The 24,121-nt window shown below is 60.1% G+C and carries 25 protein-coding genes; 12 read left to right on the top strand and 13 right to left on the bottom strand.

Going from position 1 to position 24,121, the window contains the following annotated elements:
- The first annotated feature begins 67 nt into the window (after positions 1 to 67).
- Positions 68 to 1,651 (top strand): APC family permease, encoded by a 1,584-nt coding sequence (locus tag K3752_RS07575; protein ID WP_260065947.1) that lies wholly within the window; start codon positions 68 to 70, stop codon positions 1,649 to 1,651.
- A gap of 47 nt (positions 1,652 to 1,698) precedes the next feature.
- Here K3752_RS07575 and lon read toward each other — a convergent pair whose 3' ends face one another.
- From lon to K3752_RS07555, 4 genes are all read right to left on the bottom strand, one after another.
- The gene (lon, locus tag K3752_RS07570; RefSeq protein WP_260065945.1) at positions 1,699 to 4,107 is read right to left on the bottom strand and encodes an endopeptidase La; all 2,409 of its coding nucleotides are present in this window, start codon (positions 4,105 to 4,107) and stop codon (positions 1,699 to 1,701) included.
- A 223-nt stretch (positions 4,108 to 4,330) separates the two neighbouring features.
- Positions 4,331 to 4,738, bottom strand: coding sequence for a DUF6636 domain-containing protein (locus K3752_RS19540; RefSeq protein WP_311201684.1), 408 nt, complete (start codon positions 4,736 to 4,738; stop codon positions 4,331 to 4,333).
- Positions 4,739 to 4,826: 88 nt separating this feature from the next.
- Complete coding sequence (gene tgt / locus K3752_RS07560; protein ID WP_260065942.1) at positions 4,827 to 5,957, bottom strand: tRNA guanosine(34) transglycosylase Tgt; 1,131 nt, start codon at positions 5,955 to 5,957, stop codon at positions 4,827 to 4,829.
- A 63-nt stretch (positions 5,958 to 6,020) separates the two neighbouring features.
- Positions 6,021 to 6,932 (bottom strand): nucleoside hydrolase, encoded by a 912-nt coding sequence (locus tag K3752_RS07555; RefSeq protein ID WP_260065940.1) that lies wholly within the window; start codon positions 6,930 to 6,932, stop codon positions 6,021 to 6,023.
- 175 nt (positions 6,933 to 7,107) lie between these two features.
- Here K3752_RS07555 and K3752_RS07550 point away from each other — a divergent pair, with 175 nt between their 5' ends.
- From K3752_RS07550 to K3752_RS07540, 3 genes are all read left to right on the top strand, one after another.
- The gene (locus K3752_RS07550) at positions 7,108 to 7,998 is read left to right on the top strand and encodes an SPFH domain-containing protein (protein ID WP_260065938.1); all 891 of its coding nucleotides are present in this window, start codon (positions 7,108 to 7,110) and stop codon (positions 7,996 to 7,998) included.
- Positions 7,998 to 8,276, top strand: a complete 279-nt coding sequence (locus tag K3752_RS07545) for an NfeD family protein (protein WP_260065936.1) — start codon at positions 7,998 to 8,000, stop codon at positions 8,274 to 8,276. Before K3752_RS07550 ends, K3752_RS07545 begins: the two co-directional genes overlap by 1 nt.
- A gap of 95 nt (positions 8,277 to 8,371) precedes the next feature.
- A complete protein-coding gene (locus K3752_RS07540) occupies positions 8,372 to 8,734 on the top strand; it encodes an SUF system Fe-S cluster assembly protein (protein ID WP_170339389.1) in 363 nt (120 codons plus the stop codon).
- A gap of 262 nt (positions 8,735 to 8,996) precedes the next feature.
- Here the strand turns inward: K3752_RS07540 and K3752_RS07535 are convergent, their stop codons facing one another.
- Positions 8,997 to 9,329, bottom strand: coding sequence for a hypothetical protein (locus K3752_RS07535; RefSeq protein ID WP_170432889.1), 333 nt, complete (start codon positions 9,327 to 9,329; stop codon positions 8,997 to 8,999).
- A 171-nt stretch (positions 9,330 to 9,500) separates the two neighbouring features.
- Here K3752_RS07535 and K3752_RS07530 point away from each other — a divergent pair, with 171 nt between their 5' ends.
- Positions 9,501 to 9,866 (top strand): iron-sulfur cluster assembly accessory protein, encoded by a 366-nt coding sequence (locus tag K3752_RS07530; protein WP_170338817.1) that lies wholly within the window; start codon positions 9,501 to 9,503, stop codon positions 9,864 to 9,866.
- 180 nt (positions 9,867 to 10,046) lie between these two features.
- A complete protein-coding gene (tpiA, locus tag K3752_RS07525) occupies positions 10,047 to 10,796 on the top strand; it encodes a triose-phosphate isomerase (protein WP_260065932.1) in 750 nt (249 codons plus the stop codon).
- Positions 10,797 to 10,811: 15 nt separating this feature from the next.
- Here tpiA and K3752_RS07520 read toward each other — a convergent pair whose 3' ends face one another.
- The 7 genes from K3752_RS07520 to K3752_RS07490 all read right to left on the bottom strand — a co-directional run bounded on the left by K3752_RS07520 (position 10,812) and on the right by K3752_RS07490 (position 18,239).
- A complete protein-coding gene (locus K3752_RS07520) occupies positions 10,812 to 11,345 on the bottom strand; it encodes a nucleoside deaminase (protein ID WP_260065930.1) in 534 nt (177 codons plus the stop codon).
- Positions 11,338 to 11,649: a multidrug efflux SMR transporter gene (locus tag K3752_RS07515; protein WP_170357657.1), complete on the bottom strand. Its 312-nt coding sequence runs from the start codon at positions 11,647 to 11,649 to the stop codon at positions 11,338 to 11,340. Before K3752_RS07515 ends, K3752_RS07520 begins: the two co-directional genes overlap by 8 nt.
- A gap of 193 nt (positions 11,650 to 11,842) precedes the next feature.
- Positions 11,843 to 13,219, bottom strand: coding sequence for a TRAP transporter large permease (locus K3752_RS07510; RefSeq protein WP_170338824.1), 1,377 nt, complete (start codon positions 13,217 to 13,219; stop codon positions 11,843 to 11,845).
- Positions 13,219 to 13,896 carry a TRAP transporter small permease gene (locus K3752_RS07505; protein ID WP_170338826.1) on the bottom strand — a complete coding sequence of 226 codons (678 nt, stop codon included), beginning with the start codon at positions 13,894 to 13,896 and terminating at the stop codon, positions 13,219 to 13,221. Before K3752_RS07505 ends, K3752_RS07510 begins: the two co-directional genes overlap by 1 nt.
- A 108-nt stretch (positions 13,897 to 14,004) precedes the next feature.
- A complete protein-coding gene (locus K3752_RS07500) occupies positions 14,005 to 15,006 on the bottom strand; it encodes a DctP family TRAP transporter solute-binding subunit (RefSeq protein ID WP_170338828.1) in 1,002 nt (333 codons plus the stop codon).
- A gap of 273 nt (positions 15,007 to 15,279) precedes the next feature.
- On the bottom strand, positions 15,280 to 16,509 hold the full coding sequence (locus tag K3752_RS07495) for a sigma-54 dependent transcriptional regulator (RefSeq protein WP_170403364.1): 1,230 nt from the start codon (positions 16,507 to 16,509) through the stop codon (positions 15,280 to 15,282).
- Complete coding sequence (locus K3752_RS07490) at positions 16,506 to 18,239, bottom strand: ATP-binding protein (protein WP_260065926.1); 1,734 nt, start codon at positions 18,237 to 18,239, stop codon at positions 16,506 to 16,508. The genes K3752_RS07495 and K3752_RS07490 overlap by 4 nt, the downstream gene beginning before the upstream one ends.
- 47 nt (positions 18,240 to 18,286) lie before the next feature.
- Between K3752_RS07490 and K3752_RS07485 the strand changes: the two genes are divergently transcribed.
- Positions 18,287 to 19,468 carry a cytochrome P450 gene (locus tag K3752_RS07485; protein ID WP_260066271.1) on the top strand — a complete coding sequence of 394 codons (1,182 nt, stop codon included), beginning with the start codon at positions 18,287 to 18,289 and terminating at the stop codon, positions 19,466 to 19,468.
- Positions 19,469 to 19,475: 7 nt separating this feature from the next.
- Here the strand turns inward: K3752_RS07485 and K3752_RS07480 are convergent, their stop codons facing one another.
- Complete coding sequence (locus K3752_RS07480; protein WP_093961931.1) at positions 19,476 to 19,955, bottom strand: Lrp/AsnC family transcriptional regulator; 480 nt, start codon at positions 19,953 to 19,955, stop codon at positions 19,476 to 19,478.
- Positions 19,956 to 20,099: 144 nt separating this feature from the next.
- Here K3752_RS07480 and cobA point away from each other — a divergent pair, with 144 nt between their 5' ends.
- The 5 genes from cobA (at position 20,100) to K3752_RS07455 (ending at position 24,075) form a co-directional block, all read left to right on the top strand.
- Positions 20,100 to 20,876: a uroporphyrinogen-III C-methyltransferase gene (cobA, locus tag K3752_RS07475; RefSeq protein WP_311201683.1), complete on the top strand. Its 777-nt coding sequence runs from the start codon at positions 20,100 to 20,102 to the stop codon at positions 20,874 to 20,876.
- Positions 20,876 to 21,190, top strand: a complete 315-nt coding sequence (locus tag K3752_RS07470) for a DUF2849 domain-containing protein (protein ID WP_093961929.1) — start codon at positions 20,876 to 20,878, stop codon at positions 21,188 to 21,190. The genes cobA and K3752_RS07470 overlap by 1 nt, the downstream gene beginning before the upstream one ends.
- 65 nt (positions 21,191 to 21,255) lie before the next feature.
- Positions 21,256 to 22,920, top strand: coding sequence for a nitrite/sulfite reductase (locus K3752_RS07465; protein WP_260065923.1), 1,665 nt, complete (start codon positions 21,256 to 21,258; stop codon positions 22,918 to 22,920).
- The gene (locus K3752_RS07460) at positions 22,910 to 23,671 is read left to right on the top strand and encodes a phosphoadenylyl-sulfate reductase (protein WP_093961927.1); all 762 of its coding nucleotides are present in this window, start codon (positions 22,910 to 22,912) and stop codon (positions 23,669 to 23,671) included. Before K3752_RS07465 ends, K3752_RS07460 begins: the two co-directional genes overlap by 11 nt.
- On the top strand, positions 23,668 to 24,075 hold the full coding sequence (locus tag K3752_RS07455; RefSeq protein ID WP_170442596.1) for a DUF934 domain-containing protein: 408 nt from the start codon (positions 23,668 to 23,670) through the stop codon (positions 24,073 to 24,075). Before K3752_RS07460 ends, K3752_RS07455 begins: the two co-directional genes overlap by 4 nt.
- The last annotated feature ends 46 nt before the right edge of the window (positions 24,076 to 24,121 follow it).

Raw genomic sequence — 24,121 nt, 5'->3', positions numbered from 1 at the left:
GATGAGACTCGGCGTCTATCCTTGAGTTCGGGCCGGTGCAGCACCGGCATGGTAATCAGGGACGTGCATGGCCGAACTAAAGCGCGACATCGGCCTGGTGGGTCTGACATTCATATCTGTCGGAGGAATCATTGGCTCAGGCTGGCTGTTCGGGCCGCTTCTGGCCGTTCAGCACGCTGGCCCCGCGGCGGTTTTGTCCTGGGTAATCGGGGCCGTCGCAATGTTCATTCTGGCCATCACATTCGCCGAAATCTCTGCCATGTTGCCGATCCCCGGAGGGATCGCTCGGGTTCCGCAGTTTTCACACGGCAATATCGTCGCCATGACGATGGGTTGGACTGCCTGGATCGGGTACAACACGACCGCTCCGATCGAGGTCGAGGCGATGCTGTCCTACCTCGCACCCTATGCACGCTGGCTGCATGCGCCATCTGGTGACCTGACCGCGCCCGGACAGGCTGTGGCCTTGGCATTCATGGTGTTCTTCGTCCTGATCAACATGCTTGGCGTAAAGTTCTTTGCGCGGGTCAACACAATGATAACAAGCGCAAAAGTGGCCATTCCAATCCTGTTGTCCGTGGTGCTGATCCTTTCACGTTTCAATGCCGAGAACTTCACGCAGCCCGAGGGGTTCGCACCGTATGGGCTCAAGGGAATAATGGCCGCCGTTTCGACCGGTGGTGTAATCTTCTCGTTCATCGGGTTCAGGCATGTGGTCGACATGGCAGGCGAGGTGCGAAACCCGAAATTCGACATTCCGGCGGCGCTTGTATTGTCGATCATCATGTGTGCGGCGATCTATCTGGGCCTGCAGATCGCTTTCATCGGCTCGCTCGACCCTCAGATGCTGGCGCAGGGCTGGGCCAAGCTGAGTTTTGCCGGAGAAGGCCCTTTGGACGGGGTCATAATGTCCGTCGGGATATTGTGGTTCATCAGCATCCTAAACGTCGGCTCGGTGATCGGACCGTTCGGAAACGCCCTCGTGGCCACCGGCTCGAACGCTCGGATCGCGATGGCCCTGTCGCAGAACGGGTTTCTGCCCGCGCGCATCCAACACCTGTCGGCATTTGGCGTGCCCATCTGGGCGCTGGTGCTCAACTTCCTGATTGGCACTCTTTTCCTTTTGACCATTCCCTTTGAGACGGTGATCGCCCTGAACGGGGCAGCGATCGTCCTGTCCTTCGCCGTCGGCCCCATCGCCGTTGTATGCCTGCGCAGCCTATTGCCAGACAGGCCCCGCTCGATCCGCGTTCCAGCGGTTGGTTTTGTCGGAATGCTGGCCTTTGCGATTGCAACTCTGATCGTCTACTGGAGCGGCTGGGATACGGTCTGGCGCCTGGGCATCACCCTTCTGATCGGACTGCTCCTGCTTTTGGCGCGGTTTCGGGGACGCCTGGAACAGATGGATCTCAAACAGGCCTTGTGGCTCGCGCCCTATCTGGCTGGACTGGGGTTGATCTCGTTTCTTGGTCAATTCGGAGACGGCGCGCTGCACCTGATCCCGTTCGGGTGGGACATCTTGTTTTGCGCTCTGCTGTCATCGGCGATTTTCTGGATCGCAGTCCGGTCCGCCCTACCCCCTGAGAAATTCCAGCGCTACATAGACGAGGAAGAAGTTCTGGACCCATCAAAACCTGTAATCGGGCTTTGAATCAGAAAGGGCGGGGATTATTCCCCGCCCTTCTCGTTGTTTTCAGATCAGTGCGCCGTGGCTGATGGTCCACTGTTATCCGAAGCCTTGGCCGCTGCGGCCGCGGCTTCTTCGGCGGCCTCATCCCATTCGATCGGCTCAGGTTTGCGCACCAGTGCGCGCTCCAGAACTTCGGACACGTGCTTGACCGGGATGATCTCCAGCCCTTCCTTCACGTTGTCGGGGATGTCGGCCAGATCCTTTTCGTTCTCTTCCGGAATAAGCACCGTCTTGATGCCACCCCGCAAAGCTGCGAGCAGTTTCTCCTTCAACCCGCCGATCGGCATGGCGTTGCCACGCAGCGAAACTTCGCCCGTCATGGCGATGTCCTTGCGGACCGGGATACCGGTCAGAACCGACACGATCGAAGTCACCATCGCCAGGCCGGCGCTGGGTCCATCCTTGGGAGTCGCGCCGTCAGGCACGTGCACATGGATGTCGATCTTGTCGAACTGCGGCGGTTTGACCCCGATCTGAGGCGAAATCGACCGCACATAGGACGAAGCCGCGTCGATGGATTCCTTCATCACATCGCCCAGCTTGCCTGTGGTCTTCATCCGACCCTTGCCTGGCAGCTTCAACGCCTCGATATGCAGCAGGTCGCCACCGACCGAGGTCCAGGCCAGACCGGTCACAACGCCGACCTGATCATCCTGTTCAGCCAAACCGTAACGGAACTTGGGTACACCCAGGAACTCGTGCAGGTTCTCAGCCGTCACGACAACCCGGTCGGTCTCGTTCTTGATGATCCGGGTCAACGATTTGCGCGCCACCTTGGCAATCTCGCGCTCAAGATTCCGCACACCGGCCTCGCGGGTATAGGTGCGAATGATCGCGGTCAGCGCCTCATCGGTCAGCTCGAACTCTTTGGCTTTCAGCCCGTGGTTCTTCACCTGCTTCGAGATCAGGTGCTGCTTTGCGATCTCGCGCTTTTCGTCCTCGGTGTAGCCGGCCAGCGGAATGATCTCCATCCGGTCCAGAAGCGGCCCAGGCATGTTGTAGCTGTTGGACGTGGTCAGGAACATCACGTTCGACAGGTCGTATTCGACCTCAAGATAGTGGTCCATGAACGTGCTGTTCTGTTCCGGGTCCAGCACCTCGAGCATGGCCGAAGCCGGATCACCACGGAAATCCTGCCCCATCTTGTCGATTTCATCGAGCAAGATCAGCGGGTTCGTGGTTTTCGCCTTTTTCAGCGCCTGGATGATCTTGCCGGGCATCGAGCCGATATAGGTCCGGCGGTGTCCGCGGATCTCGGATTCATCGCGCACCCCACCCAACGAGATGCGGATGAACTCGCGCCCCGTGGTCTTGGCGACCGACTTCCCAAGCGAGGTCTTGCCCACGCCCGGAGGGCCGACAAGGCACATGATCGGGCCTTTCAACTTCTTCGAGCGCTGCTGAACCGCCAGATACTCGACGATCCGCTCCTTGACCTTTTCGAGGCCATAGTGATCGGCATCGAGGATCTGCTGCGCCCGGCCAAGGTCTTTCTTGACCCGAGACTTGGTGCCCCAAGGCAGCGACAGGATCCAATCCAGATAGTTGCGCACCACGGTCGCTTCGGCCGACATCGGCGACATGTTCTTGAGCTTTTTCAGCTCGCCTTCCGCCTTTTCGCGGGCTTCTTTCGAAAGCTTGGTCTCGGCGATCTTGGCTTCCAGCTCGGCGATCTCGTTCGCGCCGTCCTCGCCATCGCCCAGCTCCTTCTGAATGGCCTTCATCTGCTCATTCAGATAGTATTCGCGCTGGGTCTTCTCCATCTGCGACTTGACGCGGGTCTTGATCTTCTTCTCGACCTGAAGAACCGACATCTCGCCCTGCATCAGGCCATAGACCTTTTCCAGACGCTCGCTGATGCTGAGCGTTTCCAGCAGGTCCTGCTTCTGTTCGACCTCGATGCCAAGGTGACCCGAAACCAAATCGGCCAGTTTCGCCGGATCGGTTGTCTCGCTGACGGCGGTCAGGGCTTCTTCCGGGATGTTCTTTCGAACTTTGGCGTACCGCTCGAACTCATCGGCGACAGTGCGCAAAAGCGCCTGCGTCGTCGTAACGTCGCCGGGGATCTCGGTCAGGTATTCGGCGCGGGCCTCAAAGAATTCTTCATTCTCAATGAACTCCGAAATCTTGACGCGTGCCTGCCCTTCGACCAGCACTTTGACCGTGCCATCGGGCAGTTTGAGCAGCTGCAGGACATTTGCCAGAACGCCGCTGCGGTAGATACCGTCCTGGGTCGGGTCGTCGACGGAGGGGTCAACTTGACTGGACAGCAGAATTTGCTTGTCATCCTGCATCACCTCTTCCAGCGCGCGCACCGACTTTTCACGCCCCACGAACAGCGGCACGATCATATGCGGGAACACCACAATATCGCGCAGCGGCAGAACGGGGTATGAGGAGTTCAGAGGCTCTTGCATGCTCTATCCTTATCGTTGGCAAGATGGCGCTTGTCCCTCATCGAGGCAACATCCGGCCATCTCCTGTCTTGGACGATAAAGGTGGGGCCTCATCGCCCTTTTTCAACCTTACCGCCATGTAATGTGTCGCAGCATGAACCGAGGTTTTCGGGACTGCAAGATGTCCCGGGGACATATCCACCGAAATTAGTGCGACATGCATATGCAATGCGCAAATTCAGGGTCAGAACACCCGCTGCATCGCCCGAGACAGAAAAAACCCGTGGCCGTCCCGGTTGCGACATTCCAGACCTTTCGTGGAAGAGGCGCAGGTGAATCCTCCGAACCGACCGGTGACACCGTATTCCGCACGGTCAAATCCGTCCCGGTTCCGGTTCAGCGGCTGGCACAGCATTTTCACGGGACCGGTGTCGAACATCTGAAAGTCATGCCCCCAGTCAGATTGACAATCTGCGGGTCGCGGTAACGCCGGAGGCCCGTTCTTTTCTATGATCGTGCACCGAATATCCGAGGACTCGGCGCTTTCGCCCACCGAACACTGAATGTTTTCGGATGGGGTTTCAAAGGTCCAGACGTCTGCAATGGCAGGGAATGCGCAAAAAATGACTGCGCCGAGGAAAAAGCGGAACATCAAAAGATCTCCGGGTCACAAAAACAACTTTGAGCAAAGTTGGCTCAGAATACCGGAAAACCCCGCGATTGTCACCGGAACAGACAGGCTACAGGGGCTCGATATCGCCCTGCGCCCGTTGCGCGTGGAACTCGGCCTGCCAGGCTCCGAAGGAACCGGCGGCGATGGCGTCGCGCATGCCCTGCATGATTTCTTGGAAATAGTGCAGGTTGTGCCAAGTCAGCAGCATGCCCGAGATCATCTCATTGGCCCGGAATACATGGTGCAGATAGGCACGAGAGTAATTCGAGCAGGATGGGCACGTGCACTGTTCGTCCAATGGGCGGGGATCGTCCGCATGGCGTGCGTTCTTGATGTTCACGACGCCGCGGCGGGTGAACACCTGCCCCGTCCGTCCCGAGCGCGACGGCAGCACGCAATCCATCATGTCGATCCCGCGCGCCACGGCGCCCACGATGTCATCGGGCTTACCCACGCCCATCAGATAACGCGGCTTGTCGGTTGGCAGGAAATCGGGCGCATAGTCCAGACAGCTGAACATGGCGTCCTGCCCCTCGCCCACCGCGAGGCCACCAACGGCATATCCCTCGAACCCGATGGCCTTCAGCGCCTCGGCGCTTTCCTCGCGCAGGTCGCGCTCCAACCCACCCTGCATGATCCCGAACAGCGCATGGCCGGGCCGATCGCCAAAAGCCTCGCGGGACCGTTCGGCCCATCGCATCGACAGGCGCATCGACTCGGCGATCCGGTCGCGATCGGCGGGCAAGGCTGGGCATTCGTCGAAACACATCACGATGTCCGACCCCAGCAGGCGCTGGATCTCCATCGACCGCTCAGGTGTCAACTCGTGCTTGGACCCGTCGATATGCGATTTGAAGGTCACGCCCTTTTCGGTCAGCTTCCGCAGGCCCGCAAGGGACATCACCTGAAACCCGCCCGAGTCGGTCAGGATCGGGCGCTCCCAGTTCATGAATTTGTGCAGGCCGCCCAGGCGGTCGATCCGTTCGGCCGTGGGCCGCAGCATCAGGTGATAGGTGTTGCCCAGCAGGATGTCGGCACCCGTGGCGCGCACGCTTTCGGGCATCATCGCCTTGACCGTGGCGGCCGTGCCCACGGGCATGAAAGCCGGCGTGCGCACCTCGCCCCGCGGCGTGCGGATCACGCCGGTGCGGGCTTTGCCGTCGGTAGCCTTCAATTCGAATGAGAAACGCTGGGTCATGTCATCGCCTCGGGTCGCTGAACCGAGCAGGCTTTGCCCGATCTGCCCGGCCATTGCAACCCGTCAGGGCAAGCTGGCAACCCTTTGCGTGAACAGGTCCACCACCTGCTGACCAACGACGTCACAGCAAACCTGCAATGATGGGCGAGACGGGTCCGGCCGGGTTGCCCCAACCTCGGGCCCATCGGTGACCACCTTCAAACCTGTTTCATGAATTTCGAACATCGCACGGTGCGAACAGGCGATGACGGCGGTCGAGTCATGAAGACCGCAACCGTCCAACCCGGCAACATCGCGGTAGAAATCCAGATAGAACTGAGAGATATCGTTCAGAAATCCACCGATTTGAGGCGCACGTCGCGCCAGTTCCTCAAAATCAACCGCGCGATAGAGCGTTTTCAACGTCACATCCAAGCCCACCAGAACCGTCGGAGCGGGCTGGGCAAACACCTCGTCTGCGGCTTTCGCATCGTGATAGATATTCGCCTCGGCGTGATCGGTGATGTTGCCAGGACAGAAGACTGCACCGCCCATAATGACCAACTGGCCGATGTTCTGAGCGAAATCCGGATCCAGACGCATCGCATTGGCAATGTTGGTCAGCGGCCCAACCGCGCACACCGTTAGATCCTTCTTGTAGCGCCGGGCCATCTCGACCAGAAACTCGGCTGCGCTCAGGTCGTGGTTCGCGCCGATCTCGGGCACATCGATTACATCGCCAAAACCCTCATCCCCATGCACGTGCCGAGAGGGCGTGTGCGCATCAGCTTCCCATGGAAACGCTGCGCCCTGCGCAACAGGTATGTCCAACCCAAGCTTGTGAACAAGAAACCGTGCGTTCCGGCTGGACTGCTGGACATGCGTATTGCCAAAGACCGTAGTCAGGCCGATCAGGTGAATTTCAGGAGCGGCGGCGGCGTAGGCGATCGCCATGGCATCGTCGATGCCGGGGTCGGTGTCGATAATCAGTTTCATTTCGCCCCGATAGCGCAATCAACGGCGGATGCAAAGCAGCCACAACCCGAAATCTCCGTGCTTTGTACCAATTACCTTGCATGGATATCCTGTTCGGTTCATTTCATAGCTGAGTTGAAATTCAGCCCTTCAATCCCCAAATGTATACCATCGTACACAAAAAATGAGGACAGAAATGAACGAAGACCAGATCATCGGACTGCTAACATCGAACATCATCTACCTGCTTGGGGCGGCTTTGGTCGTCGTCATCATCCTCAAGGGTATCAAGATCGTTCCACAATCCGAGAAATACGTGGTCGAACGGTTCGGACGCCTCCACTCTGTGCTGGGGCCCGGGATCAACTTTATCGTTCCTTTTCTGGACGTTGCGCGCCACAAGATATCCATCCTGGAACGTCAGCTGCCCAATGCGACGCAGGACGCGATCACCAAAGACAACGTGTTGGTGCAGATCGATACATCGGTCTTCTACCGTATCCTCGAGCCGGAAAAGACCGTCTACCGCATTCGCGACGTCGACGGCGCCATCGCAACGACCGTTGCTGGTATCGTGCGGGCCGAAATCGGCAAAATGGACCTGGACGAGGTTCAGTCCAATCGCGCGCAACTGATTGAACGCATTCAAGAAAGCGTCGAAACCGCAGTTGACGACTGGGGGATCGAGGTAACCCGCGCCGAAATTCTGGACGTAAACCTGGATCAGGCGACCCGCGACGCCATGCTTCAGCAGTTGAATGCCGAACGCGCCCGTCGCGCTCAGGTGACCGAAGCCGAGGGCCAGAAACGCGCGGTCGAACTGCAGGCCGACGCCGAGCTGTATGCAGCGGAACAAGCCGCCAAGGCGCGTCGCGTTCAGGCGGACGCGGAAGCCTATGCAACCGGCGTCGTCGCAAAGGCCATCCAGGACAACGGGATCGAAGCCGCCCAGTATCAGGTTGCGCTGAAACAAGTTGAGGCGTTGAATGCGATGGGCAAAAGCGGAGGCAGTCAGACGATTGTTGTGCCCGCAAATGCGCTCGAAGCGTTTGGCGATGCCTTCAAAATGCTCAAGGGAGGCAAATGATGGCAGATCCGGTCTGGCTGACATGGTGGGTATGGCTGGCAGCCGCACTGGCGCTGGGCATTCTGGAAGTGGCCTTGCCGGGTTTCATCTTCCTTGGCTTCGCTATCGGCGCGGCTATCACCGGCATCCTTCTGGTCATCCCCGGCTTGGCGCCGAACCTTCCTGTCCTGCTTTTGATCTTCGCCACCTTGTCGTTGATCGCATGGCTCGTTCTGCGGCGCATGTTCGCGCTGCCACATGGGCAAGTCAGGACGTTTGACCACGACATCAACGACTGACCGGTGCGGCGCCCTGTAGCGGGGCGCCCTGCCCCCTCTGGACGCTGCCTTCAGCTTTCCCTATATAATTGCTCAGGTAACAACCCGAGGCATTCATGACCCACCCCAGCGAACAGCTTGAAGGTACGCCCCTGATTGCGCCTTCGACCGTTGAGCACCCTCTGTACGAATCCGTGGTCGAGGCCTGCAGGACTGTCTATGACCCTGAAATTCCGGTCAATATCTATGACCTTGGACTGATCTACACGATCGACATCAGCAGCGACAACGCAGTCAAAGTCATCATGACCCTGACCGCTCCGGGCTGCCCGGTAGCCGGTGACATGCCCGGCTGGATCGTCGAGGCCATCGAGCCCGTTGCCGGGGTCAAGGAGGTGGATGTCGAACTGACCTGGGAACCACCCTGGGGCATGGAGATGATGTCCGACGAAGCCAGGCTGGAACTTGGCTTTATGTAAGCGCCTGCCGCGCTGAGCGCGCGGGAAACGTCACAAACCTGAAACCCAGTTGTCACGGATCGGTCGTCGAACCGTTACGTCGCTGCGTAACAAGTACAACGCGGGCTTCGCAGTCGGACCCGTCACAGGAACTCGGCAACTCAAATATGCTCCGGCAGTCAATGGCGACCACGTTGGAGCGTCTACCGCCCCCCTGCCGAGGCTCTGCAATACTGGGCCGTTCTTGCCCGAGAGCGGCCCTATTTTACTCGCTGAGGTGCACTTACTTCACGTTGCACTGCGCTTTGATCTCGGCGGCGCGGTCGTCCAGTTTCTTGACATAGTCACCCGACAGCATCTGCAACCGCTTCTGTTCTGTTCCAGAGATCAATCCAAGCAACGCCCCGGCCGGCGTGATCGCGACCACACTTTCTGCCTGCTGATCCTCGGCATGTTTCTTTTCCGCCGCAATTGCACGCAGGTCGCCTTCGGCGGTCGAGCAATTCACCGGGTGCCGCTTGTGATCGCCCGCTGCATGAACGGCACTGCTGGCCACCAGAAGAGCCAGAAACGCAACCTGCCGGCACAAGCCAATCTTATTTGAAATCCGCAACATCATCGAAACCCACCTTGTTCTGCTGTCAATTCGATCTCATCGGCAAACCCTGCCCACTGCCCGTACGGTACGGTCAAAACTGGCGATGAGCAAACTTGTGGCTCCGCGCTCTCTTGAGCCCGGGCCCTTGCGGCCTTAGATTAGGTATAACGCGCGAAAATGGAGACGACGATGTTCGGCATTCCCGGCAAACAGGCCGTGACGATGACGCCCAAAGCTGCAGAGCAGATCCTCCGCCTGATGACGTCGGGTGGCCATGCCGGTCTGCGGATTGGCGTCAAGAAAGGTGGCTGCGCCGGTATGGAATATACCATGGAGTATGTCGATCAGCCGGATCCGCATGACGAAGTGGTCGAACAGGATGGGGCGCGGGTCATGATCGCTCCGATGGCTCAGATGTTTCTGTTCGGAACCGAGATCGACTACGAGGTCTCGCTGCTGGAATCCGGGTTCAAGTTCAAAAATCCCAATGTCGTCGATGCCTGTGGCTGCGGCGAGTCGATCAAGTTCGACGAAAACCTGGCCGAACAGCGCTGAGTCACCTAAAGCCTGCAACGTTTGTGGGCAGGTGAACTGCCGCCGGCGCCGTCTGGTTGAGTCCACCCAGATCGATCCGTGACGCGCCTCGCCCGCGCGCAGCCGCCCAAGCGCAATTGTCAGGCCTTGATCCGGGTGCTAACTGGATAGAAACGCACGAAAGATCACGGAGACCCCGCTATGCGACGCAGACTGGCAGCCGGAAACTGGAAAATGAACGGAACCGGGGCTGCTCTGTCCGAGTTGGACACGCTGACTGCAACGCACCCTTCTCCGACGGTCGATATTCTGATCTGCCCTCCGGCAACTTTGATCCACCGGGCCGGACAAGCCGTGCAAGGCTCGGGCGTCGCCATCGGCGGACAGGATTGCCACGCCGAAGTTTCGGGCGCCCATACGGGTGATCTGAGCGCCGAGATGCTGAAAGACGCCGGCGCGACCAGCGTAATCGTCGGGCATTCAGAACGGCGCGAAGACCACGGCGAGAAAGACGACGATATCCGCGCCAAGGCCCGGGCGGCCATGAACGCAGGCCTGACCGCAATCATCTGCGTCGGCGAAAGCCTTGAACAGCGCGAAGCGGCCAATACGCTCGACATCATTGGCGGGCAGTTGTCCGGTTCGATCCCGGACCTTGCCACCGGAGAGAACCTCGTCCTGGCTTATGAACCGATCTGGGCCATCGGCACCGGCAAGGTTCCCACCTTGGAAGAAATCGGAGAAGTCCACGATTTCATTCGCGCCAGACTTGAACGGCGATTTGGCGAAGGTGTCGGCCGGTCGGTCCGTTTGCTCTATGGCGGTTCGGTCAAGCCGGACAACGCGGCGGAGATTTTCGGAGTGTCAAACGTGGACGGCGCGCTGGTCGGCGGTGCAAGCCTGAAGGCGCGCGATTTCTCGGGCATCATTTCAGCGCTGGAACAGGCCTGACCGGTCCACGCACGCTCAGTCCGCGATGTCCTCGGCCCAAAGCTCAGGCTGTTCGGTCACGAACCTGCACATCAAGGCAATGCAGTCCGGGTCTTCGGCCAAAACAACCTCGACCCCGCGATCGCGCAGGAAATCTTCGTTGCCGCCGAAGTTTTCCGTGTCACCGATGACCACGCGCGGGATGCCGAACTGAACGATCGTTCCGGCGCACATCATGCACGGAGACAGGGTGGTATACAGAACGGTATCTCGGTACGTCTTCTGCCGCCCGGCCTTGCGCAGCGCATCCATCTCGCCATGGGCGATCGGATCCCCCTGCTGAACCCTTTGGTTTCGGCCCTGCGAGATGATCGTGCCGTTCCGAGCCAGTACAGATCCGATCGGGCAACCGCCCTCATCGAATCCGGCTTTGGCTTCTTGGTAGGCAACGCGCATCAGGCGCTTATCATCATCGGTCAGCATGTTGCGGCACTCGTTGGTTGCGGTGATCAGGGTGGTTCCAGCCTGCCCACCGCGGGTGCCTGCGTCAACAACCGGCCGGTCACGCAAGTTTCATTGCGACCATGCCGGACACGATCAGTGTCGCTGCGATGACACGCAGCGGGGTCAGTGCCTCGCCCAAAAACATCACACCAACCAGGAACGCACCGACCGCGCCAATACCCGTCCACAGCACGTAGGCGGTTCCCAGTGGCAAGGAGCGCATGGCCAGGGCCAGCAAACCGAACGAACCGACCATTGCGCCTCCCATGACAACGGTCGGCCAGAGCCGCGTGAATCCAGCAGACTGCTTCATGGCAACTGCCCAGACGATTTCCAGCAAACCGGCAAAAAGAAGAAAGATCCAGGACATCGGGGACACCTCTATCAACTTCGGGTCGTCCCGAATGATCACCCATGGTGGGGAGGTCGTCCTCGTTCACTATGTGGGAAGAACCGATGGTGAGTTCAAGCCCGGCCATTCAGCGAGGCGGCCTGGCAGATGCCGGCCGACCGCGCAAAAAGTGACCCGAACCGGTTGCCCGGTTCGGATCGATTGCGACGGTCTAGTTCGTAATGATCTCGGGGCCCATGAAGGTGTTTGGCAACACCGTCGACAGCCATGGGATGTACGTGATCATGATCAGGAAGACGAACAGAACGGCCAGGAACGGCAGTGCTGCGCGCACGACGGCCATCATCGGCATTCCCGCGACGCCCGACGTAACGAACAGGTTCAGACCGACCGGAGGCGTGATCATCCCGATTTCCATGTTCACCACCATGATGATGCCCAGATGGATCGGGTCGATGCCCAGTTCGATGGCAATCGGAAACACCAGCGGCGCCACGATAACCAGCAGGCCCGAGGGCTCCATGAACTGACCGCCGATCAGAAGGATCACGTTGACCACGATCAGGAAAGTGATCGGCCCCAGACCCGCCGACAGCATTGCGCCGGCAATGTGTTGCGGCACCTGCTCATCGGTCAGAACATGCTTGAGGATCAGCGCGTTGGCGATGACGAAAAGCAGGGTGACCGTCAGCTTGCCGGCCTCAAACAGCGTATGTTTGGTGTCGGGGTGGAAAAAGGCCGTGATCAGCGCCAGCGGCTTTTTCACAAGCGAGAGGTTTTGCTCACCATCCTGGGTGCTGAGTGGCCCCATGTCCTTGTAGACGAAGCTGGCAATGAAGAAGGCGTATACAGCCGCGACCGCCGCTGCTTCGGTCGGTGTGAAGATACCGCCATAGATGCCGCCAAGGATGATGACGATCAGGAACAGACCCCAACCGGCCTCGCGTGCCGACGCAAATATCTCGCCCCAGCCTTTCCAATCACCTTTCGGCAGGTTCTTGACCTTGGCCATCACATAGATTGTGACCATCAGCATGAACCCGGCCATGAGTCCCGGAATGACACCGGCAAGGAACATCCTGCCGACCGAGACTTCGACCGCGGCCGCGTAGACAACCATAACGATCGACGGCGGGATCAGGATACCCAGCGTACCGGCGTTACAGATGACGCCAGCTGCGAATTCCTTGGAATAGCCGACCTGACGCATACCGGCGATCACGATCGAACCGATCGCAACAACGGTGGCCGGGGACGATCCTGACAGCGCGGCGAACAGCATACATGCGAACACGCCCGCAATTGCCAGACCGCCAGGCAGGTGACCAACGCAGGCGATCGAGAACCGAATGATCCGGCGCGCCACCCCTCCGGTCGTCATGAAGGACGATGCGAGGATGAAGAACGGGATGGCCAGCAGGGTAAAGTGGCCCTCGAACGCCTCGAACAGGGTCCCGGCAACCGAAGCCAGCGAGCTGTCCGAGTAGATCAGAAGAAACAGGGTCGAGCTCAGCCCTAGGGCAACTGCGATCGGAACGCCGATCAGCAGCAGGCCCACGACCATGGCAAAAAGTAGTACTACATCCATCAGTCGTGTTCTCCCTGAAGGGCCCGGACTTCTTCGATCTCGTCCTCAACCTCGTGGCTTGCGACAATACGGTCGGCCTCACCGCGCAGGATCTGCAGCCCGGCCTGGGCAAAGCGGATCACCAGCAGCAGCATCGACAGCGGCAGGACGAAATACGGCACGACCTTGGGCAGCTTCTCGTAGTACTCGCCATAGTTGATGAGGTCTTCGAGGAACCGTAGCGGCGCGACCATGGGGATGTCGTCCACCTCGTAGAAGCTCTGACTACGAGCGTCGAAATCAAAGCCCGTGGGGAACCAGCGTCCAGAGGTCGGAGGCAGGTCGGCAAAAACCGCCCAGTAGTCGTAGGACCCCTTCAGCAGCAGCAGCGAGAATACGAGGCAGCACCCCACCGCGATCAGTGCCAATACCCTGCGCGGTGCCGGTGGCAGCATGTTCAGGATGGCATCCACACCTAGATGCGCGTGCTTCTTGACGGCGTAGGACGCCCCCAGCAATACCAGCCATCCGAAGGTGAATACGGTCAGCTCTAGCGCCCAAAGGATGTTGGAGTTGAAGACGAAACGCGCAATCACGTTGGCAAAGGTCACGGCCGTCATCAGGCCAAGAAGCAACGCGATCAGGGTTTCTTCGATTCGGTCGACCAGCCCACCGGGGCCGGTTTTCGCACCAGACATCTTTCTGTCCCCATTTTTGTTGGTTTATCGAGGTGGAGGGCGCGATTGGGCCCGCCTGGTATGTGCTCCGGCGGGCTTGCGACCGTCGGAGCACACCTGCGTGTCGGATCAGAACCCGGCGTTGATCGCCTGAGCGGCGTCGATCTTGTCCTGACCGACGTCACCGGAGAACTTGTCCCAAACCGGCTTCATCGCATCAACCCAGGCCTGACGCTGCTCGGGTGTCAGCTCGCGGATCGTTCCGCCCGCGTCGATGATGGCCTGCTTGGCCTTTTCGTTGACGGCAAACGCCTCTTTGTTGCGCTCTTCGGTCACCTCGGCCAGGATCGTCAGGAACTGCTCGCGCACTTCCGGATCCAGGCTGTCCAGCCAGTCGACCGAAGTCACGACCAGATAATCGATGATGCCGTGGTTGGTCTCGGTGATGCCATCCTGAACTTCGAAGAACTTCTTGCCATAGATGTTCGACCAGGTGTTCTCCTGACCGTCCACAACGCCCTGCTGCAGAGCACCATAGACCTCCGAGAAGGCCATTTTCTGCGGGCTGCCGCCGATGGCTTCCATCTGCGCAACCAGCACGTCCGAAGACTGAACGCGGAATTTCAGTCCGTTGGCGTCCGAAGGATCGATCAGCGGCTTGTTGGCCGACATCTGCTTCATGCCGTTGTGCCAGAACGCCAGACCCTGCAAGCCGCGGCGCTGCATGCTATCCTTCATTGCCTGGCCATCCGCCGAGGCCTGGAACGCATCAACCGCGTCGATGTTCTTGAACATGAACGGCAGGTCGAACAGACGGAACTGCTTGGTGAACTTCTCGAACTTCGACAGCGACGGGGCGGCCAGTTGCACGTCGCCCTGCAGCATCGCCTCGAGAACCTTGTCGTCGTTGTACAAGGTCGAGTTCGGATAGACCTCCATGCACATGACGCCGTTCATCTCGTCATTCACGCGCTGCTCGAGCAGCGATGCGGCGATGCCCTTGGGGTGCTTGTCGGTGTTCGTCACATGCGCGAACTTGACGACGATCTCGCCATCGTCGCAGGCAGCGAAGCCCGCTGTTGCGGTAACGGAAAGCGCAAGCGCGGTGGCGGCTGTTGCCAGGAATTTCATCTGTCTTTTCCTCCCAGACTTCCAAAGAAACTTCCTTTGACATCCATGCGGATGCCGGATGCGCAAGAGTGAAACGAATCGACGGTCACCGTTCAACATTTCGAAAACGACTGGCAGAAGACAGTTTTTCTAATTACTTTTCATTGGCTTAAATAGAACATCCGCAATGAGTATTTTGTTATCGCAGACATTTGTGCGGGAAACCGCACACCCAAATGCGCGAGTGTGCGAAAAACCGCACATACATCGAATCATCGGGCGAATCGTTCCGCGTCAGCGCCGATAGTCTTCAGGGCGTATGCCGTAGCGGGCCAATTTGTCGTAGAACGTCTTGCGCGGCAGTTTCAGGGACTTGGCCGCATCCGACGCCCTTCCGTTGTGACGACCCAAGGCCGCAATCAGCAACGAGCGCTCAACGCGCGCCATCTGTTCGTTCAGCCCAAGATCGGCCGCGGCGGCAACATCCTCGGGCATCCCCAGAACAAAACGCATCGCAGCTGACATCAGTGAACGCGCGTTGCCGGGCCAGTCCCGCGCCATCAATGACGCCAAGTGTTCGGACGAGACATCAGGTACCGCGATCCCGGCCTGCTCGGCCGCCTGGGCGACGTAGTGGCGAAAGATCACCGGGATGTCCTCGGGGCGTTCGGCCAAAGACGGTACGCGCACCCGCATCACGTCCAACCGATAGAACAAATCTGCGTTGAAACGACCCTCGGCCGCCATCTCGGCCAGATCCGCGGTTGTTCCGGCGATGATGCGGACCCCGGGCCCGTTTTCGATCATCTCCAGGGCCGCATATTGCGTCGACTCGGGCATGGCCGAGACTTCATCCAGAAACAACGATCCGGCTGCCGCATCCTTGCATATCGTCTGCAGGGCATCCGCTCCCAGACCTGACGCCGGGCGCTTGACGAACGGCCCCTGCGCGCGGGGTGACATCAAATGGATGACTTCCGCGACTTTCGAAATACCGCTGCCGGGCGGTCCGGTGACCAGAACTTCGGCCTGAGTTGGGGCAACGCTGCGCACCCTGTTCCGCAATGCATCAGCCTGCGGTGACAAACCGAACAACAAGCGGGCCGCAGGATCGCCCTTCTCCAGTTCGCGCTTGGCTGCCCGGTGGTCCAATACCTGACTGCGCGCGGCAAATGCACGGCTCAGAACCGCAAGCAGATCGGCGGCGGCGCAGGGCTTCTCAAGAAAGTCGAACGCGCCCTGCCCCATAGCCTGCACCGCCATCGGTATGTCGCCTTCGCCGGTCAGCAGAACGACCGGCAACTCCGAGTCGACCTCGCGGGCATAGGACAGAAGATGAAACCCATCCCGTCCCGGCATCCGAATATCCGAGACAATCACACCTGGGAAATCTTCCCGGATATGGTCTTTGGCAGCCACAAACGATCCAGCGGGAATTACGGAATAGTCCGCAAGTTCCAGAGTCTGGGCCAGCGCCTCGCGCACGGCGGCGTCATCATCGACCAATAGAACCGTTCGGATCATGCCGCGGCTTCCTTCTCAAATGGTTCCAACTCAACAGTGAATTCTGCTCCGTCGGGCATGTTCGCGCCGCGTATCTCTCCTCCGAAACTCTGGACCAGACCGTATGAGATCGAAAGGCCAAGGCCCATTCCCTCGGATGAGCCAACGGTTTTGGTCGTATAGAATGGCTCAAAAACGCGATCGGGATCCTGAATGCCCGGGCCGGTATCGCGCACCGCGACCATCAACCGCTCGCCACGGGTCAGCGTGATCGTCAGGCTTCGGGTTTCGCGACCTGTCATCGCGTCGGCGGCATTGGTGATCAGATTGACGAAGACCTGCACCAGCCGCACCTCTCCACCCCAGGCAAAGACAGGTGCATTGGGCGGCTGCCAGATCAACGTGACCCCGTCCGAGCGCAACCGACCGTCAGTCAGTTCGACGGCCGTATTGAGCACCTGAACCAGATCGACCTTGCCCATCGGCTCGCTCTCATTGCGGGCAAAAGCGCGCAAGTTCTTGATAATGCGTGCCATACGGGCAGCCATGTCCGAGATTCGCCCCAGGTTTTCGCGGGCCTTTTCGGGCTTGCCCTGCGCCAGAAAAGCCGTGCCATTGTCGGCGTATTGCCGGATCGCCATCAGCGGCTGATTCAATTCGTGGCTGATGCCCGCCGACATTTTCCCCAGAGCGCTCAGCTTGCCGGCCTGAACCAGATCGTCCTGCGCGCGTTTCAACGCCGCTTCGGCCTCTTGCCGCTCGGCCACCTCGCGGCGCAGAGCCACGTTGGCGGCCGTCAACGCGCGGGTCCGCTGGGCCACTCGGCTCTCCAGCACCGCATTGGCTTCGGCCAGAGTACGCCTCCGTTCGGTCGCTAGAAAAAGCAACGCGCCAAAGGCTAGGCAGATCGCTGCGACCGCGGCGGCCTGCAATCCGGCCAGCCGTCGTGCCGGCGTCACATCCATCAAGACTTCGCCAGTCATTCCGATCACAGGCAGATCGCGGGTCAGGTGCAGGGCGCGATCCGGCAGGTATGAGCTCCAGCCGATCGACCATAGTTCATGCGGGCCCATGCGTGTTGACGAAAACGCGCCCGGCTTGCCATCAGCCGGCTGCAAGCCGATCTGTCCCGGCGGACGTTGCCAGAACAGCAGTTCGGACCGGTTGGAAATAAAGACCGAGCCAGCACGATCCACGAAGAACACCGCCTCGGTACTGCCGCGCCACGTGCTTTCAACGTCTTCGACATCCGCGATGACCATCAGGGCTCCGGTTACCTGACCATCTTCGGAAAACGCAGGCGCCGCATAGGAATAGATCCGGTTTCCAGTGTCGCGCAAAACCCCGTGCGAACTGCCGAGAGCGCCGTGTAGCGCGCGTTGAAACGCGGGCTGGTCGGCCATGTTGCCATTCACCACGTCCCGCGCAGCGGCCAGAACGCGCCCGGTCTTGTCCGCATAAAGTACATCCACAGCCGAGGTCTTGTCCGCGACCTCCAGCAGAAGCGCCTGCGCCGCCCGCCGCCGGTCGCTGGTGTCCAACGCCCGCAATGCGGGATGCTCGGCCATCAGCACCGCAAGTTCCTGATAGACCTGCAACTGAGTGCTCAGACGATCCGACGCCAACTCCAGATCGGCCTCGGCTTTCTCGCTAAGCTGAGAGAGCGCCTGCCGGTACCCATAAGACCAGACGGCCGCCGACAACAGCGCGACCGCGAACAGGAAACCAATCGTGACCCAAACCCTTTGCATGAAACAGGGTCTTGCATTCACAGCGCCGCATGGCAAGTCTGCGCCGCATGAAGACCGTGCACCAATCTCCGACCGAGCCCGAATTTGTTCAAAACCCCTACCCTTTCTACCGGGCAGCGCGCGATCACGGTGACCTGGTGTACTGGCGGGACTACGACATGCCCGCGGCGATGTCTCACGCGGCGGTCCAGGCGCTTTTGCGAGATCGGCGTTTCGGACGTGAAGTACCGCCGGAGATGGCCACAAAAGGCCCCGATCACCTTGCACCGTGGCTGACGGTCGAAGCGCATTCGCTGCTCGAAGCCGAACCTCCGCGCCATACCCGCCTTCGCGCTCTGGTTCTGCGCGCCTTTACCTCGCGGGCTATCGGAGCGCTTGCACCGGACATCGAAAGGCTGTGTCACGACCTGATCGACGCGTTCCCCGATGCTCCATTCGACCTTCTGGATGCCTATTGCACGCAGGTTCCGGTGATCACGATCTGCCGCCTGCTGGGTGTGCCCGAGAACATGGCACCGCAGTTGTTGCAGTGGTCCCACGCCATGGTCGCCATGTACCAGGCCAGCCGCACCCGTGAGACCGAAGATCAGGCAGCACAGGCCTCCGCCGAGTTCTCGGCATTTCTGAACGACTACGTTTCTCACCGCCGATCCGAACCGAAAGACGATCTGATCACCCGTTTGATCACGGCAGAGGAAGACGGCGAGAAACTGTCACGCGACGAATTGATCGCAACTTGCATCCTTTTGTTGAACGCCGGCCATGAGGCGACCGTTCATTCGCTGGGCAACGGCGTCAAAACGCTTTTGGAGTCCGGAACCAGCCCTGATGCCCTGGGCCCGGACACAATCGACATGACGGTCGAGGAGATCCTGCGCTTCGACCCGCCGCTACATATGTTCACGCGCTATGTCTATGAGGACGTCGAGGTTTTTGGCCATCGGTTTGCCCGCGGCGATCAGGTGGCGTTGATGCTCGGGGCCGCCAACCGTGACCCGGACGTCTGGTCCGACCCGGACAAATTCGACCCGACCCGCAGCATTCAGGCCAACACGAGCTTTGGCGGTGGTTTGCATTTCTGCGTCGGCGCTCCGCTGGCCCGGCTGGAAATGCGGATCGCTCTGCCGGTTCTTTTTGACCGCTGTCCGGGCCTGCGACTTGCCGAATCCCCGGAATATGCGAACACCTACCACTTCCACGGGCTGACCCGACTAATGGTCCAAACCTGAGCGCCGATCAGGTGTCTGCCAGGGCGTTCAGGGGCAGCATGGTGGTCGACTTGATTTCTTCCATCGACAACAGCGCGGTGACGTTGTGCACGCGCACTTCCGAGATCAGCGCCTGATAAAACGCATCATAGGCCCGTGCGTTCCTGACCCGAACCTTCAGAATGTAGTCGATATCGCCAGCCAGGCGGTGCGCCTCCTGAACTTCGGGACGATCACGCAGGGCCTGCAGGAACTTGCGTTGCCAATCCGCCTCATGCTCGGAGGTTCGGATTAGAACAAAGAACGTCGCCTCGAAACCCAGCGCCTCTGCGTCCAGCAAAACGGTCTGCTGACCGATGATTCCGGCCCCTTTCATCTTGCGGATCCGATTCCAAACGGGTGTCTTTGAACTGCCCACTTTGGCCGCGATTTCGTCCAGCGATTGACTGGCGTCACGCTGCAGCTCGGCCAGAATTTTCCGATCCGTGTCGTCTATTCGAACCGACATTCCAATTTTCCTTCCGAATGAAAACCCATGTTCCGCCTACCGCGTAATTCAGAACGCTTGTCCTTATTTGATCGGCAATATGGCATCTAGGTGGGAATATTTCCTATATTGAGAACCAAGTCAAACAACAGCCAGGGCTACCCAATGAAGGCCACGCAGACAAAAGGACAAACGGGACAGGTCGACTTCGTCGGCGCAGGACCCGGTGATCCTGAATTGCTGACTCTCAAGGCCCTGTCCGCATTCCAGCGGGCCGAGGTTGTTTTGCATGATCGCCTGATCAGCCCGGAGGTTTTGCAACTGGCCGGTCAGAACGCACGGCTGGTCGACGTGGGCAAGGCCGGCTTTGGTCCGTCCTGGAAGCAGAGTGACATCAACGCATTGCTGGTTGACTACGCGCACAAGGGACAACGGGTCGTTCGCCTCAAATCCGGTGACGCGACCCTCTTCGGCCGGCTGGACGAAGAGATCGATGCACTGGACGCCGCAGGTGTCCCGTGGACGATCGTTCCCGGCATTACGGCTGCCTCGGCGGCGGTGGCCGGAATTGGCCAAAGCCTGACCCGACGCGGCCGAAACTCCTCGGTCCGGTTTCTGACCGGGCACGACATGGAGGGCTTTGCCGATCACGACTGGGCTGCGCTGGCCCGTCCGGGGTCGGTTGCAGCCATCTACATGGGCAAGAAATCCGCCCGCTTCATTCAAGGACGCTTGATCATGCACGGCGCCGATCGCACCACGCCGGTCACGTTGGTCGAAAATGCCTCGCGACCTGATCAGCGCGTTGTCGCCACGACGTTGGATCAACTGCCCGCAGACCTCGCCGCTGCCGGCCTCGACGGTCCTGCACTCACATTCTATGGCCTGGCCCCGCGCGACGCGGCCAAAGCCGTCACCGAATTCAACAAGGAGCTTGCCTGATGGCCCGCGCTTTCACCCCCAAAGTCGTTACCGCAAATGACCTGCTGGAAGGCGACGTGATCTATCTGACCGCCGATGACCGTTGGTCGCGCGATCTGCGCGAGGCCGAACTGATCACCGACGAAGCGCACGCTCAGCTGCGTCTTCTGGATGCCCAGAAGCAAGTCGACAAGATCGTAGGTGCCTATCTCGCCGATGTCGTTGCAGGCGAAAACGGTCCTGAACCCACCCATTTTCGGGAAGACTTCCGCCGGACTGGTCCGTCCAACTATGCCCACGGCAAACAGGAATCTTCCCCGCAGCCCCGGGTCTGACCTCAGGCCCCTCTCTCCCCGTAAAAAGGCCCCGGATCCGGGGCTGCAACAAAGGACAGCCAAAGATGTACCGCTACTCCGAGTTTGACAAAGCATTCCTGGCCGAGCGCAACGCCCAGTTCCGCGCCCAGGTCGAACGCCGCATCGACGGCTCGCTGACCGAGGACGAGTTCAAGCCCCTGCGCCTGATGAACGGCCTGTATCTGCAACTGCACGCCTACATGCTGCGGGTGGCCATCCCCTATGGCACGCTCAACAGCGCCCAGATGCGCCAACTGGCCCTGCTGGCCGAGAAGTGGGACAAAGGTTACGGCCACTTCACCACGCGCCAGAACATCCAGTACAACTGGCCCAAGCTGCGCGACGTGCCTGACATGCTGGACGCGCTGGCCGAGGTCGGCCTGCATGCGATCCAAACCAGCGGCAACACCATCCGCAACGTGACCGCCGACCATTTCGCCGGTGCCGCCGCGGATGAGGTCGCCGATCCGCGCCCCTATGCCGAACTGCTGCGTCAGTGGTCCACCGACCATCCGGAATTTCAGTTCATGCCGCGCAAGTTCAAGATCGCCATCACCGGGTCCGAGCATGACCGCGCCGTGATCAAGGCCCATGACATCGGCCTGCAACTGGTCGAGCGCGACGGCGTTCTGGGCGCCCGCGTCTTGGTGGGCGGCGGTCTGGGCCGCACGCCGATGATCGGCAAGGAGCTGTCTGACTTCGTCGCCTTCGACGACCTGCTGGCTTATCTGGAGGCCACAGTTTCCGTGTGGAACCAGATTGGCCGCCGCGACAACAAGTACAAGGCCCGCATCAAGATCACCGTGCATGAGCATGGCATCGACGCGATCCGCGCCAAGGTGAACGAGCGCTTCCTGCAGGTCCGCCCGCAGTTCAAGGGCGCCGACATGGCGCTGCTGCATCAGATTAAGGCGCATTTCGCCCCGCCCGCCTTCCGCGAAGGTTCGGTCGCGGCGTTCGAGAGCGCCTATTCGAACGACCCGGTGTTCCGCTCGTGGATCGACACCAACATCGCGCCGCACAAGCAGGCGGACCACGCGATCGTCACGATCTCGATCAAGAAGCACGGCCAGACGCCGGGGGACGCGACCGCCGAGCAGATGCGCGTGATGGCCGATCTGGCTGAGCAGTACGCCTATGACGAGCTGCGCATCAGCCACGAGCAGAATGTGATCCTGCCGCATGTCCACAAATCGGACCTGCCCGCGATCCATGCCAAGCTGAAAGAGCACGGCCTGGCCACCGCGAATATCGGTCTGATCAGCGACATCATCGCCTGCCCCGGCATGGACTATTGCGCACTGGCAACGGCCCGCTCGATCCCGGTGGCACAGCAGATCGCGACCCGGTTCGACGAGCTGAAGCTGGAGCACGACATCGGCCACCTGAAGATCAAGATCTCGGGCTGCATCAACGCCTGCGGGCATCACCACGTGGGTCACATCGGCATCCTCGGCCTGGATCGCGCGGGCGTCGAGAACTACCAGATCACACTGGGCGGAGACGCCACCGAAACGGCCGCCATCGGCGACCGCACCGGTCCGGGCTTTGCCTATGACGAAATCGTGCCCGCGGTCGAACGGATCGTGGAAACTTATCTGGAACAGCGCGCAAGCGCCGAGGAGACCTTTTTGGAAACCTACCGCCGTGTTGGAATGGCCCCGTTCAAGGCGGCCCTCTACCCCGAGGCGCGGGCCAATGCCGCTTGACCTGATCCAGACGGAACTGGGCCGGGAACGACGCGAACTGACCGAAAAGGTCGAGGCGCTGAACGCCCGGTTCCGCCACCACAGCGCACATGACGTCATGCATGGTGCGCTTGAGGAGGCCGGCAACCTGGCGCTGGTCTCCAGCTTCGGTGCCGAGTCGGTGGTGTTGCTGCACATGGCTGCCGTGGTCGACAAGGCCACGCCGGTCCTGTTCATCGACACGATGATGCTGTTTACCGAGACGCTGGAATACCAGCACGAGGTCAGCGAGCGTCTGGGTTTGAAGAACGTCCAGATCATCCGCGCGGATGACGAGGATATTCAGCGCGAAGACCCCTATGGCGCACTGCGGCTGCGCGACATGGATGCCTGCTGCAACCTGCGCAAGACCTTCCCCTTGCAGCGGGCCTTGGCGGGCTATGAAGGCTGGATTACAGGGCGAAAGCGGTTCCAATCCGGTACCCGCGCCACGCTCGAGTTCTTCGAGGTCGAGGACGGCACCGGCCGGATCAAGGTGAACCCTCTGGCGCATTGGGCGCCTCAGGACGTGCGCGCCTACATGGAAGAAAACCGCCTGCCCCGGCATCCGTTGGTGGCAAAGGGCTATCCCTCGATTGGCTGTGCGCCCTGCACCTCGCCGGTGAAGGATGGCGAAGATCCCCGCGCCGGACGCTGGCGCGATCAGAACAAGGAAGAATGCGGCATCCATTTCGTCGACGGCAAAATGGTACGCAGCGGAGAGAAAACATGAACGTGATCGTGAATGACCGGGGCTTTGCCCCTGATGACTGGACCAACGGCTTTGTCACCCTCGAAGATGCCGCAAACGATGTGATCGCACTGGACGTCACCTCGGATACGGACCCCGACGAATTGTTCGAACGGCTTGGAAACACGCGCATGGTGCGCGTCGACTTTCCGTCCTTTGCCGATGGCCGAGGCTTTACCATTGCCCGTACGCTGCGCCTGAAGGGCTATGAAGGCCGCCTGCGCGCTAAAGGACACGTGTTGGCCGACCAATACGCGATGGCCCGGCGCAGCGGCTTCGATGAAGTCGAGATTGACGCGGACCTTGCCGCCCGCCAGCCCGAGGACCAATGGCTGGCCCGCGCCAACTGGCAGGACCACGATTATCAGGCCCGCCTGCGCGGCTGACGCAACGATCGGGGCAATCTGCCCCCTTTTCCTGACCTGGATCAAA

This window comes from Ruegeria sp. B32 (assembly GCF_025141855.1).
In the GTDB taxonomy this organism is placed as follows: domain Bacteria; phylum Pseudomonadota; class Alphaproteobacteria; order Rhodobacterales; family Rhodobacteraceae; genus Ruegeria; species Ruegeria arenilitoris.
The sequence above is the reverse complement of the archived record's forward strand: the minus strand, read 5'-3'. Positions and strand labels throughout refer to the sequence as shown.

Coding starts and splice junctions, on each gene's coding strand:
- tpiA (WP_260065932.1), top strand. CDS start 10,047: ATGCGACGCAGACTGGCAGCCGGAAACTGGAAAATGAACGGAACCGGG.
- K3752_RS07485 (WP_260066271.1), top strand. CDS start 18,287: ATGAAGACCGTGCACCAATCTCCGACCGAGCCCGAATTTGTTCAAAAC.
- K3752_RS07530 (WP_170338817.1), top strand. CDS start 9,501: ATGTTCGGCATTCCCGGCAAACAGGCCGTGACGATGACGCCCAAAGCT.
- K3752_RS07575 (WP_260065947.1), top strand. CDS start 68: ATGGCCGAACTAAAGCGCGACATCGGCCTGGTGGGTCTGACATTCATA.
- K3752_RS07480 (WP_093961931.1), bottom strand. CDS start 19,955: ATGTCGGTTCGAATAGACGACACGGATCGGAAAATTCTGGCCGAGCTG.
- tgt (WP_260065942.1), bottom strand. CDS start 5,957: ATGACCCAGCGTTTCTCATTCGAATTGAAGGCTACCGACGGCAAAGCC.
- K3752_RS07505 (WP_170338826.1), bottom strand. CDS start 13,896: ATGTCTGGTGCGAAAACCGGCCCCGGTGGGCTGGTCGACCGAATCGAA.
- K3752_RS07470 (WP_093961929.1), top strand. CDS start 20,876: ATGGCCCGCGCTTTCACCCCCAAAGTCGTTACCGCAAATGACCTGCTG.
- K3752_RS07540 (WP_170339389.1), top strand. CDS start 8,372: ATGACCCACCCCAGCGAACAGCTTGAAGGTACGCCCCTGATTGCGCCT.
- cobA (WP_311201683.1), top strand. CDS start 20,100: ATGAAGGCCACGCAGACAAAAGGACAAACGGGACAGGTCGACTTCGTC.
- K3752_RS07545 (WP_260065936.1), top strand. CDS start 7,998: ATGGCAGATCCGGTCTGGCTGACATGGTGGGTATGGCTGGCAGCCGCA.
- K3752_RS07515 (WP_170357657.1), bottom strand. CDS start 11,649: ATGTCCTGGATCTTTCTTCTTTTTGCCGGTTTGCTGGAAATCGTCTGG.
- K3752_RS19540 (WP_311201684.1), bottom strand. CDS start 4,738: ATGTTCCGCTTTTTCCTCGGCGCAGTCATTTTTTGCGCATTCCCTGCC.
- lon (WP_260065945.1), bottom strand. CDS start 4,107: ATGCAAGAGCCTCTGAACTCCTCATACCCCGTTCTGCCGCTGCGCGAT.
- K3752_RS07535 (WP_170432889.1), bottom strand. CDS start 9,329: ATGTTGCGGATTTCAAATAAGATTGGCTTGTGCCGGCAGGTTGCGTTT.
- K3752_RS07455 (WP_170442596.1), top strand. CDS start 23,668: ATGAACGTGATCGTGAATGACCGGGGCTTTGCCCCTGATGACTGGACC.
- K3752_RS07460 (WP_093961927.1), top strand. CDS start 22,910: ATGCCGCTTGACCTGATCCAGACGGAACTGGGCCGGGAACGACGCGAA.
- K3752_RS07510 (WP_170338824.1), bottom strand. CDS start 13,219: ATGGATGTAGTACTACTTTTTGCCATGGTCGTGGGCCTGCTGCTGATC.
- K3752_RS07490 (WP_260065926.1), bottom strand. CDS start 18,239: ATGCAAAGGGTTTGGGTCACGATTGGTTTCCTGTTCGCGGTCGCGCTG.
- K3752_RS07500 (WP_170338828.1), bottom strand. CDS start 15,006: ATGAAATTCCTGGCAACAGCCGCCACCGCGCTTGCGCTTTCCGTTACC.
- K3752_RS07555 (WP_260065940.1), bottom strand. CDS start 6,932: ATGAAACTGATTATCGACACCGACCCCGGCATCGACGATGCCATGGCG.
- K3752_RS07465 (WP_260065923.1), top strand. CDS start 21,256: ATGTACCGCTACTCCGAGTTTGACAAAGCATTCCTGGCCGAGCGCAAC.
- K3752_RS07495 (WP_170403364.1), bottom strand. CDS start 16,509: ATGATCCGAACGGTTCTATTGGTCGATGATGACGCCGCCGTGCGCGAG.
- K3752_RS07550 (WP_260065938.1), top strand. CDS start 7,108: ATGAACGAAGACCAGATCATCGGACTGCTAACATCGAACATCATCTAC.